An 11,762-nucleotide genomic window follows, 5' to 3' on the forward strand; every position below is an offset into this window, starting at 1 on the left:
ACCTGATTAGTTAGATCAGGTTTTTTGTTTTGTGATGTAGGCTGCTTATTTATCCATATGGATTACGCTGCGAATACTTTTACCTTCATGCATTAAATCAAAGGCGGTATTCACCTCATCCAGGCTCATGGTATGGGTAATAAATTCCTGTAAGCCAAATTCGCCAGCCAGATAACGCTCTACAATTTCCGGCAATTCAGAACGACCTTTTACGCCACCAAATGCACTACCGCGCCATACACGTCCAGTAACTAACTGGAATGGACGAGTTGAGATTTCCTGTCCTGCACCAGCAACACCAATGATCACTGATTCGCCCCAGCCTTTATGACAGCACTCAAGTGCCTGACGCATGACGTTGACATTGCCAATACATTCAAATGAGAAATCAACACCGCCGTCTGTCATCTCAACAATCACGTCCTGAATCGGTTTATCGTAGTGTTGCGGATTAATAACATCGGTTGCGCCCAGCTGTTTGGCTAAATCAAATTTGCTGTCGTTGATATCAATACCAATAATGCGTTTAGCGCCAGCCATACGCGCGCCAATAATGGCCGACAAACCAATGCCACCCAGACCAAAAATCGCTACTGTATCGCCTGATTGCACTTTGGCTGTATTGAGCACTGCGCCCATGCCGGTAGTAACCCCACAGCCTAGTAAACAGACTTCTTCTAATGGTGCGTTTTTATTAACTTTGGCCAGTGAAATTTCAGGCAACACGGTATATTCAGAAAACGTCGAACAGCCCATATAGTGGTAAATTGGCTGACCATTGATCGAAAAGCGGGTGGTGCCGTCTGGCATCAAACCTTTACCCTGTGTTTCCCGTACTGCCTGACATAAATTGGTTTTGCCGGATGTGCAGAACTTACATACGCCACATTCGGCTGTGTAAAGGGGAATGACATGATCGCCCACTTCGACACTGGTCACACCTTCACCCACCATTTCAACAATACCGCCACCTTCATGGCCGAGGATGGACGGGAAAATGCCTTCGGGATCATCGCCGGATAAGGTGAACGCATCGGTATGGCAAACGCCGGTGGCGACGATACGAATGAGTACTTCACCTTTTTTGGGTAGCTCAACATCCACTTGTTCCATTTTTAATGGTTCTCCCGCCGCCCAGGCGACAGCAGCTTTGGATTTAATTGAGGTTTGTCCCGGTTCAATTTTAAGTGGCATGTGTTTTCTCTTAGCTTCTATAAATCAAACGTGCACTATATTTGATATGTCTGTATTTGATAATCCGGTTAAAATGAAAATAATTATTACGTATTTGTAATAAATGAATTGGAATGGTGTTGGAGAAATAATGGCTAACTGGGAAGGGGTAACGGAATTTGTCGCGGTGGCTGAAACCGGTGGTTTTACCAAGGCGGCCAGAAAATTATCCACATCTGTTGCTCAGGTAAGCAGACGGGTGGTGATATTGGAAGAGCGACTTGGAGTGAAACTGCTAAACCGTACAACGCGCAAGGTAGCGTTAACGGAAGCCGGGCAGGCCTATTTTCAGCAATGCCGTTTGTTAATTGAAGGGCTGGAACAAGCCGAGTTATCGGTGACACAAATGCAATCTGAGCCCAAAGGCGAGTTACGTGTCACCGCGCCCGCAACCTATGGTGAGCAGCATATTGCGCCTCTACTGAACCAGTTTTTACAGCAATACCCACAGGTAAAAATTGACCTGATTTTATCTAATCAGAAACTGGATTTAATTGATTCGGGAATCGATGTCGCGGTGCGATTAGGCGTGCTGGAAAGCTCAAGTTTAATCGCCAAAAAACTGGGAAGTCGTCAGCTGTTTGTATGTGCCAGTCCAACATATTTGTCTGAACATGGCACGCCACAAACATTATCTGATCTTAAATCTCATCAGTGCTTGCTTGGTTCGGTTGAGCACTGGCGATTTAGTGCCGATGGTCAGGAAAAGCAGGTTAAGGTGTCAGGCCGGTTAAAATGTAATGGTGGTATCGCTTTATTGGATGCGGCCACGCAAGGGCTGGGGATCGTGCAATTGCCCGATTATTACGTCGAGCCTAAATTGCAATCCGGCGAATTGCAGGAAGTGCTGTCGAACTATCGGGTGGCACCCGAGGGGATCTGGGCGGTTTATGCACAAAGCCGCCAGCTGTCATTAAAGGTGCGGTTACTGATTGAGTTTTTGTCGCAACAATTCGCGAAGTGATAGGGTTGTCAATGTTGAGAAATGATAAGCAGGTATAACAATGATAATCAGGGCAGTAAATAAGCAGGATTGTGCCGCAGTGGCACAAATCTACAACCATTATGTTGAACACACGACAGTCACCTTCGAGGAAATGCCGGTGACAGCGGCAGATATCTGGTTACGTGTACAACAAGTGCAACAGGCTGGTTTACCGTGGCTGGTGCTGGAAATTGAAGACGAAGTTCTGGGTTATGCTTACGCATCTCCCTGGAAAACCCGCAGTGCATACCGTTTTTCAGTGGAAACTACAGTGTATCTGGCTGACAAAGCTAAAGGTCAGGGGCTTGGTACTTTGTTATATCAGGCACTGTTTAGTGCACTTAAGCATGGCGGTATTCATACTGCGATTGGAGGAATCACGTTACCTAACGATGCCAGTATTGCCTTGCATGAAAAACTGGGCATGAAAAAAATGGGTCAGTTTGAACAGGTCGGATATAAATTCAATCAATGGTTGGATGTGGGGTACTGGCAGTGTCAGTTATGAAATGCTAAATAATTGATTGTTTTTGTTCTCTTTTTCACCTCCGGACAGTTACCATAGCCATGGATTAAACAAACCTGGAAGTTATTGATGTTGTTGCAAATTTTGTCGCACACACCCGTGTGGGTATTTGGATTGTTTGGATTTTTGCTGTATCTGAGCTGGCAGCAAAGTAAAACCCGTCAGGTGAAGCAAGCCGTCATTTTTATTTTGCCAGTTGGCATGTTGTTTTTATCGTTTTTTGGTTTGGTATCCAGTTTCGGCTATACATTGTTGCCAATTGGTTTATGGCTTGCGGGCTTAGTGGCAGTGACTCTAATTGCGCAAACAACGTTTGCGGTAACTGGCGCCAAATACGAGCCAGCGCAGAAGGTTTATGTTATTCCCGGTAGCTGGGTCCCCGGGCTGTTTATTATGGCGATTTTCTTGTGCAAATATGTGGTCGGGGTGATGTCGGCCACATCGCCAGAGGTACTGCAATTGCCACTGATTAAATTTGGATTAAGCGTTTTGTATGGCGCATTTAGCGGCGTGTTTTTTGCCCGGGCGTTATCCGTGTATCGGGTTAAACATCAAATATAAATAACACCAGGATGAAAACAATTAGTACAGGGATTATTGCTGTTTTAATACCTCTTCCCATTCCGATGCCCAGCCGCGCAGCGGATCAAGTTTATCCATCAAAGTCATGCCTAGTGCCGTGAGTTGGTAACCTTGTTCCGTTGTTTGCAGCAACTTAGCTTCGTTTAGCTGTTTAATCCGGCTATTTAAAACCGAGGGCGACATGCCATCACAACTTTGTTGTAGCCCTCGAAAGCTCAGCGCGCCCTGGCGCAATTGCCATAGTATTCGCATATTCCATTTTCGACCGAGTAAATCAAATACCGCCATAATGGCGATACCAGAATCTGATCCTCGTACTGATTTATTAGGTAAAGGTGTATTCATATATTGCGCTTCTAAATTAGTAGCGATACTATCATATTGCCGCTTCGAAATGAGTAGCACTTTACTTAGATAATCAAAAATTGCGAGGAAAATATGTTTTTAGTGGATATGCATTTTAGCGACATGAGCAAAGTAACGCCTGAATTAACAGAGTTACATAAAGCTTATTTAGCACAGGAATATGCAAAAGGGCAGTTGGCTTTTGGTGGGCGAAAAGTACCAAGAACCGGTGGTTTTATCATTTCTAAGCATACTAATCAGGAAGAACTGGTACAGGTTTTAGATAGCGATCCTTTTATCAAACAAGGTGCAGCCATTTATACAATTAAAGAATTTGAACCGGTAATGGCCTCAGATGCATTTGCGCCACTACTTTTAGGATAAAGCGACCGATTAAAACTTGCTGGTTGCCCACTCTCTGGCAGCGGGCACGCTGTCAAAATACTGAAAATCAATTTTAAGTCGATGGTAAACCTCATGCAGTTGAGATTCGAGGATATTAGCGCCTTCCGGCTCAACTAAAACCAGTGCTTCGGCGACGAAGTTATTTTGTATGCGCCAGTTAAGATGTTCATTTAGAAGGGTAAAGACATCGGGAATAAAAATGGTCAATCCATGTAAAACGGCAATATTGGCCCAACGCTGATTGTTGAAATGTTCAATTGCCTGATGCATTTCATGGTCATAACGCTTAAATAACAAAACATCAAAAGGCCCCTCGGCATCCACCACGACAATTCGATCTTCGATTGTCAGTTTAAATTGGCCATGTTCCTGAAATTGCATCATTTATTAACCTAAAATGTTTGCTGATATAAGCATAGTTTAGGTTTTATAAAACATCGCTCTTTCCTGCCCTTGTTGATATGAGGATAAGCTGAATATTTGCTGCCGCTAACCTGTTGTCATTTCTTCGTCTCGCAATGTTAACACTTCAAAACCATCTTCAGTCACTAAGATAGTGTGTTCCCATTGCGCAGATAGTTTTTTATCGCGGGTGATGACTGTCCAGCCATCTTTTTTCTGTTTGGTTTTGTGCGTGCCCTGATTGATCATGGGTTCAATGGTAAACGTCATTCCGGGTTGTAACCTAACACCTTCTCCCGGTCTGCCAACATGTAATATTTGCGGATCTTCATGCATTTCACGGCCAATGCCGTGCCCGCAATATTCGCGCACGACACTAAATCCCTGTGATTCAGCATAACGTTGGATAGCGTAACCAATATCACCGATTGTTGCGCCAGGTTTTACGGTTTTAATGCCGTGCCACATTGCCTGGTAGGTTTCGTCGACCAGCTTTTTGGCAAGCGGAGACACCTTGCCAATACAGTACATTTTGCTGCTGTCAGCGATAAACCCATTCTTTTCAAGCGTAATATCGATATTAACTATGTCACCATTCTTCAGTTTTTTAGCCGGGCTGGGCACGCCGTGGCATACCACTTCATTGACGGATGAGTTAAGCACATATTGGTAATCGTACTGGCCTTTACTGGCGGGGCGCGCATTTAAGGTGTTAACAATGTAGTCTTCTACCCAGTCATTAATTTGCATGGTAGAAATGCCTGCCTCGATAAGTGGATCCAAATATTTGAAGACACTTGCCAGCAAACGGCCTGATTCGCGCATTAATTCAATTTCTGCCGCGTTTTTAATGGTAATGTTATTCATTAACCAAGCGCACCTTGGTGACATTTTGCTGGCGCATTTCCCGCTCCAAAATCTGTTCGTAGGTTAATTGGGGATTTTGTTCAGCTAAGCGACCGATTTTGATCCAAAACTCAGCTTGTGAATTAATGGAACGTTCCATTACTGCGCTGTTTTTACGCACTTCCTCGTGCAGCTCATCTGATATTTTGACAATACCCATAGTTAATCCAATATGTAGTTTTATATAGCAATATGTAGCATATTGTATGCTTTGTCAGGTTCTTTTAAAAGCACCCGTTTTAAAACGAAAATGCAGTTAATTGAATGATTCAGTTGTGGCTGACATTCATGAATTAATGCGTAGCGAAGAGAAGCTGTAGAATAAAAAGATAATGATAATAAAAATCAGTTGCCCGGATGATGGTCGCAGATGGTGTCCTGACATCAGATGCTGGCGCTATAGCAGCGCCAGCAACCAATGATAGCTGGGTAAAGTCGCCAGACTCAGCAATAAACCATAACCGACTAATGCACTTACCAGTTTGGGCGCTAAATTGGCTGATATCGCCAGTGCGCCAGCTGATATCATAGGTGGCATCGCAGCGCAAAACACACTTACGGTTACCGCTAATCCATCCTGGCCTGCTGCGTTTAAACCCATATATACAAGTACAGGCATTAAGATCAGTTTGATAAATAAGCCGATAAAAAAGGGTAATTTAAGCTCACTGGGCAGGCGGAAATTAAGGTTAAGCCCCACCGCAATCATAATTACCGGTACCAATGTCAGTGCAAGATTATCTACCACCAGTCGCATTAAAGGTGGGTAGTGCATATCTTTAATGATTAGCGCCACAATTAAAGAAACAAAAGCCGGAAAGGTCAGAATACGTGTGATTAAATGACTGAGTTTGAGAGTGCGGGTGTGGCTGCCATAAAGTGCGGCAATAACAGTCGCGTAAGTAGAAAGTCCCAGAAAAGTACCGAGTTGGTCATATATCACTGCATACGACAGGCCGACGTCACCATAAAACCCCTGAATGATGGGGAAGCCTAAAAACGAGGTATTGCCCAACGGTAATACAATCAACAAAGCGCCAGTGACTTGCCTGGGCCAGGCCAGTTGTTTTCCAATCAGTAACACTAACAGGGCAATTGCAATCAACAATAGCCAGGGAGTCAGCAGTGGAATGAGCAGCGCTGTCGAAAATGTTAGCGAAGGTATTTTCTGCAGAATCAGCGCCGGCAAACTGATATAGAGCACAAAATGATTAAGCACCATGGCGCTGTTATCCGGCAATATCGACAGACGTTTAAAGATTAAGCCAATCGATAAATACAACAGGATGAGATAGAAATTTTCCACTTATTCGAACTCCGGCAACCAATTCAAAACAATCAGGATTGTCCCATTATGCGCGAAATTTGTCTTAAAGTGTTGTGGCATCTTGGTTATTGCTGTTTTCCCCGGTTGTTATTTAGAAGAAACTGAGTGATGAATACACTGATTGAAAGGACGAACGGCCTGTAAAACTTTGCGCTGGCACGGCACCATTACGCCAATTTTATGGATTGGCTTTCGGCAGGAATAACAAATGAAAAAGAACTGGCTGGCTTCGGCACTTATATCGACAGGACTGGTTATATCTGGCTTGGGCATGATCAGCAATGCAGTGGCATTTTCAGAAAATTCTTTGCCCGATATGGTGTTGGTAAAGGGCGGGAGTTTTATGCAGGGGACCGATGAGCAAGACGCCGCACATAATAAACGTACTTCACCTCTGCATCAGGTAAAAGTCAGCGATTTTTATTTATCCAGTCATGAAGTTACTGTTGAGCAGTTTGCCTATTTTGTGCAGCAGACTGGTTATGTCACCGATGCTGAACGCAACGCCAGAGTGGGAACAAATGAAGCCAAAGGTTGTTTTGTTCGCTCAATAGCCAAGCAAAATGATGCCGGTTGGCGGGAAGGAACCTCGTGGAAGAATCCTGGATTTGGCCAGCAGCCAACACATCCAGTTGTATGCGTGAGTTGGGATGATGCCCAAGCCTATGTGAGCTGGTTAAGTACCGCGATTGGCAAAAATTTTCGTTTGCCCACAGAAAGTGAATTTGAATATGCTCAGCGCGCAGGTAGCACCCGCGCCACCTTTTTAACCGACAAAGATAATGCCTGTGAATTTTTTAATTTTGCTGATCAATCGCAGCAACATGCCTATGGATTAGAAGGGCAGACCGCAGCTTTATGTGATGATGGATATGTAACAACGTCGCCGGTTGGTAAATTTGCTGCTAATCCCATTGGATTATTTGATATGGACAGTAATGTTTTGGAATGGGTTGAAGATTGTTGGTTTGGCAATTACCAGGGTGCTCCATCTGATGGTAGTGCGCGACAGGCGCCAGAAGGTAAAACCTGCAAATTCCGCGCGCTTCGCGGCAATGATTTTATGTCGCCACTGAATAAAGTTACCGCTGCACACCGCTCTTCGATACCACATGCGTTTAGGGTATATCACGTTGGATTCCGTGTGGCCTTAAGCAATAACTCAAACAACTGAGTAATAATCTTCTTACATAACCTTGCTATAAATTTGGCAAGGTTATGTTTGTTTACACATAAAATCTTCCTACTTTTAACTGTTCTTCTTAGTTAACCTTCAGTTTGGGTAATGTCTGTTTTTTTTACATTTCTTGTCTCCAAAGTTTCTGTTTTTTATTTAACTAATTGAAATATATGAATTAATTATTATGGTTTGTTTATTGCTTGTGATCTGTTGAGTTCCTTTTTTGTGCGAAGAAACTTCAAAAACTAATAATTAAATAAAAACAACAGAGTTAACTATGCTTACAAGAAACTTCAAACAAACCATACTGGCACTATCCGTGGCGTTTACGTCGTACAGTGCTTCAGCGTCACTTATTGACCTTAACTATGATGCAGCAGACTTTGCTTCGGCAAAAGGCCAACAGGCTTTAGCTGGTTTCCAGGAAGCTGCCGATTTTTGGTCTAATCTTTTTACAGATAATATTCAGGTAAATATCAATATTGGTTTTGATGCATTAGATCCAAATGTGATTGGCTCTACACGCTCATCTTATTATCTCGACTACTACCAGAATATTGCTTTATCAATGATTGGTGACGTTACGTCACAATTTGACTTAACTGCGGTTAACAGTTTGCCATGTGATGATCAGGGAAATGGTGGTTGCAACATTACCTTTTTAGATCAGGAAAATCCAAGTTCTCCGGTCTCACCTGAGCTAGATCAGGATGGTTCATGGGACAACATTGCCTTGGGCATAACGCAAGCAAATGCTAAGGCATTAGGCTTTGTTGCTGATGATACCTGGGACTTAAACGATGCGGAAATCACATTTAGCAGCGAATTTGCCTTTGATTTTGATCGTACCGATGGCATTGATGCAGATAAAATGGATTTTGTTGGTGTTGCCATTCATGAAATTGGTCATGCACTTGGGTTTGTTAGTGGTGTGGACGATTACGACTATGTTTACAACTCTGGTTTAATTGATCCTGAGCTGGATCTGGATCCTTATGTCGTTGCTTCCACATTGGACTTGTTCCGTTTTTCTGATGCCAGTTTACTTGCAGGAATAGGCGTAAGAGACTTTGATCCCGGTTCTGATGCTTTCTTCTCGATCGATAACGGGTTAACCAACTTAGGTCAGTTTTCTACAGGGGCTTTTGGTGGAGATGGTCGTCAGGCGAGTCATTTTAAGGATAATCTTGGTTTAGGTATTATGGATCCAACTTTTGCATTCGGTGAATTTGGTGATGTTACTATTCTTGATGCAGTTGCTTTCGATGTAATTGGCTGGGATTTAAATTTTGCAGCGGTACCAGAGCCGGGCACGATGGCATTCTGGACACTGGTTTTATCAGGTTTATACATCAGACGCAGAAAAGCTTAGTTTGGTGTTAATTTATAAAATAAAAAACCACTGATTATTCAGTGGTTTTTTATTTTAAATGACTCCAATCCAGCCCTCACTCTACATGGATTGCAATTACCTGCTCAGTACCATCTTCTTTTTTAATGGTGAGTGGCAGAATTTCACCCGCTTTGCGTTTCATTAACTTTTTGGCATCGCTGGCGTCACAACCCGGAATTTTGCAATCTGCGATGGCGATAACAATATCTCCTGCTTTTAAGCCTGCTTTTTGTGCAGGAGAGCCTTCGGTTACAGCTTCAATGATAAATTCAGTGAGCTCAGCATTAAACAAGCCTTTAGTTGAAATGGATGCTTTTAAACCTATCTCCGCTTGTGCCGGTGCGATAACAGTAAAGGTCAACAGGGTAAATAAAACGATTTTTTTCATATCAAATATCCTTTTTGCGATTGATATAAAGACCGACATAACAAAGCGTTAGTTCAACATGGCATAAGTAACTGAATGTGAAATAACCCGGGTAAATAAGTATGTTTAACAACTAAAAAGGCACCAATTGGTGCCTTTGTTACTTAATTATTTTGATTAAAGTTTGGAATGCAGGGCGTTGCGATAGGCGTCAAACGCCGGCAGTAAGGTTGTTATTAAGGTGGCCAGCAATACGCCACCAATCACAAACGTGGTGTGCCAGGACAGCAAGTTGGCGCTGATAAATAAGCCGTAATGACTGGCTAACCACCCCTTAGCTAAGGTAAATGTCAGAGATACAAAAGCTAATGCGCCTATGCTGGCACTGATCGCAATTAAAATCGCTTCGGTGACTATCATCATAAATATGACATGCGCACCTGCGCCTAAAATACGCAGGACAGCAATTTCTTTTTCGCGTTGTTGCATGGATGCCAGCAGCATAGTGGATAAACCAAACAGCGATGAGACCAAAACCAATACACTGATGATTCTGAGAATATTCTCGACACTGTCCATCATCTGCCACAGCTCAGCCATCGCCACACCGGGTAAAATGGCCATCAGTCTGTCGTCCTGATAGTTATTTAATTCACGTTGTAGCGTGAAAGTAGCAAATTTGGATTTGAGCCCCAGCATCACAGCGGTAACGCTATCCGGCTTTACCAGTGGATTGTCCGTGTTATCAGGAGCGGCTAATACTTTAGATAATTTAGCGGGTGGTAAATGCATGGCTTCAATGCCTGCCAGACTCACATGCACGCTTTTATCAATGGGGGTACCGGTTGGCGCTAAAATACCTGTGATGGTGAACGGTGATTGTTGGTGTTTATGGAAACTCACCGCACCAATACCATGGGCAATAACGATTTTATCACCCAGCTTGTAATGCAGAGCTTTGGCCACATCTGCACCTATCACAGTACCAAATACCCCCTTGAAAGGTTTACCACTGGCAAAACTAATGTGTTGTTTATTGCCGTACTGATAATGATCAAAATAAGCCTGAGAAGTGCCCAGTACGCGGAATCCATGATGCGAATCACCCAGTGAAATCGGTACAGCCCATTCCACATCCGGGTGCTGTTGCAGCATGGTTAAACTTTTATAATCGATATTATTGGTGGCGCTGCCCATTCTAAATACCGAATACAGCAATAAATTCAGTTGGCCGCTGGGGGCGCCTACAATTAAATCCACATTAGAAATCGTACGGTTAAAACTGGCTTCTGCCTGCAAACGGATATGTTCAACACTCAGTAATACACTCACACTGATAAACAGCGACATCAGGGTTAGGATGACTGATTTTTTGCGGCTTTTTAAACTACTGACTGCAAAAGAAATCAACATATTTGTTCCTCCTGCTGCAGCGCTTTAACACTCACGCAGTCGCTGAAATACGCGCGTAAGGCCTGATCGTGACTAACAAAAATCAGGGTGGTATTCATGCTTTCACATAAGGCAATTAACACCTGCATAAAAGCATCGCGGGCATCGGCATCCAGTGCTGAGGTGGGTTCATCTACCAGCAGAATTTCTGGTTTGTTAATCAGGGCACGAGCAATGGCAACACGCTGCTGCTGACCCACACTTAGAGAGCTGGCTGCGGTATCCAGCAAGGCCATTGGCAGTTTTAGCTGTGTTAATAACTGTTCAGCACTAGTGCGAACAGACTGCTTGTTACCCGCAAAATACGCTGCCAGTTCAATGTTTTTTATCACGCTTAAATGGGGAATAAGATTAAATTGCTGAAACACCACACCGACATGTTGTGCGCGGAATTTGTCGCGTTTCCTGGCGGGTAGCGAAGAAAATGGCTGACCTAAAATCGAAACTGCACCGGATTCAGGTACCAACACGCCCGATAACAAATTTAATAAAGTGGTTTTGCCAGACCCGGATGGGCCATGTAAAAAAATGCGTGCACCCTGGCTTACCTGCCAGGCGGAAAAACAAAACTGTGTTTGCTGGTTAGGATAACGGTGCACAACCTGATCTAACTCGACTGCAAAGCTCTGGTTGTTTGATTGGCTCATATAAATCACTTA

15 protein-coding genes are annotated in these 11,762 nt (G+C 43.6%); 6 read left to right on the forward strand and 9 right to left on the reverse strand.

What is annotated here, in order from left to right:
- Positions 1-45: 45 nt before the first annotated feature.
- The gene (locus H8B19_RS04900; RefSeq protein WP_186505679.1) at positions 46-1,194 is read right to left on the reverse strand and encodes an S-(hydroxymethyl)glutathione dehydrogenase/class III alcohol dehydrogenase; all 1,149 of its coding nucleotides are present in this window, start codon (positions 1,192-1,194) and stop codon (positions 46-48) included.
- 130 nt (positions 1,195-1,324) lie between these two features.
- Between H8B19_RS04900 and H8B19_RS04905 the strand changes: the two genes are divergently transcribed.
- From H8B19_RS04905 to H8B19_RS04915, 3 genes are all read left to right on the forward strand, one after another.
- The gene (locus H8B19_RS04905; RefSeq protein WP_186505680.1) at positions 1,325-2,197 is read left to right on the forward strand and encodes a LysR substrate-binding domain-containing protein; all 873 of its coding nucleotides are present in this window, start codon (positions 1,325-1,327) and stop codon (positions 2,195-2,197) included.
- A gap of 40 nt (positions 2,198-2,237) precedes the next feature.
- Complete coding sequence (locus tag H8B19_RS04910; RefSeq protein WP_186505681.1) at positions 2,238-2,726, forward strand: arsinothricin resistance N-acetyltransferase ArsN1 family B; 489 nt, start codon at positions 2,238-2,240, stop codon at positions 2,724-2,726.
- Positions 2,727-2,813: 87 nt separating this feature from the next.
- The gene (locus H8B19_RS04915) at positions 2,814-3,305 is read left to right on the forward strand and encodes a DUF6622 family protein (RefSeq protein ID WP_186505682.1); all 492 of its coding nucleotides are present in this window, start codon (positions 2,814-2,816) and stop codon (positions 3,303-3,305) included.
- A 33-nt stretch (positions 3,306-3,338) separates the two neighbouring features.
- On the opposite strand, the gene H8B19_RS04920 is transcribed toward H8B19_RS04915, so the two are convergent.
- The gene (locus H8B19_RS04920) at positions 3,339-3,671 is read right to left on the reverse strand and encodes a winged helix-turn-helix transcriptional regulator (RefSeq protein WP_186505683.1); all 333 of its coding nucleotides are present in this window, start codon (positions 3,669-3,671) and stop codon (positions 3,339-3,341) included.
- 93 nt (positions 3,672-3,764) lie between these two features.
- On the opposite strand from H8B19_RS04920, the gene H8B19_RS04925 reads away from it, so the two are divergent.
- Positions 3,765-4,055: a YciI family protein gene (locus H8B19_RS04925; protein ID WP_186505684.1), complete on the forward strand. Its 291-nt coding sequence runs from the start codon at positions 3,765-3,767 to the stop codon at positions 4,053-4,055.
- Positions 4,056-4,064: 9 nt separating this feature from the next.
- On the opposite strand, the gene H8B19_RS04930 is transcribed toward H8B19_RS04925, so the two are convergent.
- The 4 genes from H8B19_RS04930 to H8B19_RS04945 form a co-directional block, all read right to left on the reverse strand.
- Positions 4,065-4,460, reverse strand: coding sequence for a hypothetical protein (locus H8B19_RS04930; RefSeq protein WP_186505685.1), 396 nt, complete (start codon positions 4,458-4,460; stop codon positions 4,065-4,067).
- 105 nt (positions 4,461-4,565) lie between these two features.
- On the reverse strand, positions 4,566-5,345 hold the full coding sequence (gene map, locus H8B19_RS04935; protein ID WP_186505686.1) for a type I methionyl aminopeptidase: 780 nt from the start codon (positions 5,343-5,345) through the stop codon (positions 4,566-4,568).
- Positions 5,338-5,544, reverse strand: coding sequence for a ParD-like family protein (locus H8B19_RS04940; RefSeq protein ID WP_186505687.1), 207 nt, complete (start codon positions 5,542-5,544; stop codon positions 5,338-5,340). The genes map and H8B19_RS04940 overlap by 8 nt, the downstream gene beginning before the upstream one ends.
- Positions 5,545-5,781: 237 nt before the next feature.
- The gene (locus H8B19_RS04945; protein ID WP_186505688.1) at positions 5,782-6,690 is read right to left on the reverse strand and encodes an AEC family transporter; all 909 of its coding nucleotides are present in this window, start codon (positions 6,688-6,690) and stop codon (positions 5,782-5,784) included.
- Between the two features lie 229 nt (positions 6,691-6,919).
- On the opposite strand from H8B19_RS04945, the gene H8B19_RS04950 reads away from it, so the two are divergent.
- Positions 6,920-7,885 carry a formylglycine-generating enzyme family protein gene (locus H8B19_RS04950; RefSeq protein WP_186505689.1) on the forward strand — a complete coding sequence of 322 codons (966 nt, stop codon included), beginning with the start codon at positions 6,920-6,922 and terminating at the stop codon, positions 7,883-7,885.
- A gap of 283 nt (positions 7,886-8,168) precedes the next feature.
- The gene (locus H8B19_RS04955; RefSeq protein ID WP_186505690.1) at positions 8,169-9,263 is read left to right on the forward strand and encodes an NF038122 family metalloprotease; all 1,095 of its coding nucleotides are present in this window, start codon (positions 8,169-8,171) and stop codon (positions 9,261-9,263) included.
- Positions 9,264-9,339: 76 nt separating this feature from the next.
- Here the strand turns inward: H8B19_RS04955 and H8B19_RS04960 are convergent, their stop codons facing one another.
- The 3 genes from H8B19_RS04960 to H8B19_RS04970 form a co-directional block, all read right to left on the reverse strand.
- Positions 9,340-9,672 carry a PDZ domain-containing protein gene (locus H8B19_RS04960; protein ID WP_186505691.1) on the reverse strand — a complete coding sequence of 111 codons (333 nt, stop codon included), beginning with the start codon at positions 9,670-9,672 and terminating at the stop codon, positions 9,340-9,342.
- 156 nt (positions 9,673-9,828) lie between these two features.
- A complete protein-coding gene (locus H8B19_RS04965; protein WP_186505692.1) occupies positions 9,829-11,064 on the reverse strand; it encodes an ABC transporter permease in 1,236 nt (411 codons plus the stop codon).
- A complete protein-coding gene (locus tag H8B19_RS04970) occupies positions 11,058-11,750 on the reverse strand; it encodes an ABC transporter ATP-binding protein (protein ID WP_186505693.1) in 693 nt (230 codons plus the stop codon). The genes H8B19_RS04965 and H8B19_RS04970 overlap by 7 nt, the downstream gene beginning before the upstream one ends.
- Positions 11,751-11,762 lie beyond the last annotated feature (12 nt).

Source organism: Neptunicella marina (genome assembly GCF_014270035.1).
Taxonomy (GTDB): domain Bacteria; phylum Pseudomonadota; class Gammaproteobacteria; order Enterobacterales; family Alteromonadaceae; genus Neptunicella; species Neptunicella marina.

What these genes read in the sequence shown, in the direction of transcription:
- H8B19_RS04900 (WP_186505679.1), bottom strand. Translation starts at nt 1,194, where the DNA reads ATGCCACTTAAAATTGAACCGGGACAAACCTCAATTAAATCCAAAGCT.
- H8B19_RS04905 (WP_186505680.1), top strand. Translation starts at nt 1,325, where the DNA reads ATGGCTAACTGGGAAGGGGTAACGGAATTTGTCGCGGTGGCTGAAACC.
- H8B19_RS04910 (WP_186505681.1), top strand. Translation starts at nt 2,238, where the DNA reads ATGATAATCAGGGCAGTAAATAAGCAGGATTGTGCCGCAGTGGCACAA.
- H8B19_RS04915 (WP_186505682.1), top strand. Translation starts at nt 2,814, where the DNA reads ATGTTGTTGCAAATTTTGTCGCACACACCCGTGTGGGTATTTGGATTG.
- H8B19_RS04920 (WP_186505683.1), bottom strand. Translation starts at nt 3,671, where the DNA reads ATGAATACACCTTTACCTAATAAATCAGTACGAGGATCAGATTCTGGT.
- H8B19_RS04925 (WP_186505684.1), top strand. Translation starts at nt 3,765, where the DNA reads ATGTTTTTAGTGGATATGCATTTTAGCGACATGAGCAAAGTAACGCCT.
- H8B19_RS04930 (WP_186505685.1), bottom strand. Translation starts at nt 4,460, where the DNA reads ATGATGCAATTTCAGGAACATGGCCAATTTAAACTGACAATCGAAGAT.
- map (WP_186505686.1), bottom strand. Translation starts at nt 5,345, where the DNA reads ATGAATAACATTACCATTAAAAACGCGGCAGAAATTGAATTAATGCGC.
- H8B19_RS04940 (WP_186505687.1), bottom strand. Translation starts at nt 5,544, where the DNA reads ATGGGTATTGTCAAAATATCAGATGAGCTGCACGAGGAAGTGCGTAAA.
- H8B19_RS04950 (WP_186505689.1), top strand. Translation starts at nt 6,920, where the DNA reads ATGAAAAAGAACTGGCTGGCTTCGGCACTTATATCGACAGGACTGGTT.
- H8B19_RS04955 (WP_186505690.1), top strand. Translation starts at nt 8,169, where the DNA reads ATGCTTACAAGAAACTTCAAACAAACCATACTGGCACTATCCGTGGCG.
- H8B19_RS04960 (WP_186505691.1), bottom strand. Translation starts at nt 9,672, where the DNA reads ATGAAAAAAATCGTTTTATTTACCCTGTTGACCTTTACTGTTATCGCA.
- H8B19_RS04965 (WP_186505692.1), bottom strand. Translation starts at nt 11,064, where the DNA reads ATGTTGATTTCTTTTGCAGTCAGTAGTTTAAAAAGCCGCAAAAAATCA.
- H8B19_RS04970 (WP_186505693.1), bottom strand. Translation starts at nt 11,750, where the DNA reads ATGAGCCAATCAAACAACCAGAGCTTTGCAGTCGAGTTAGATCAGGTT.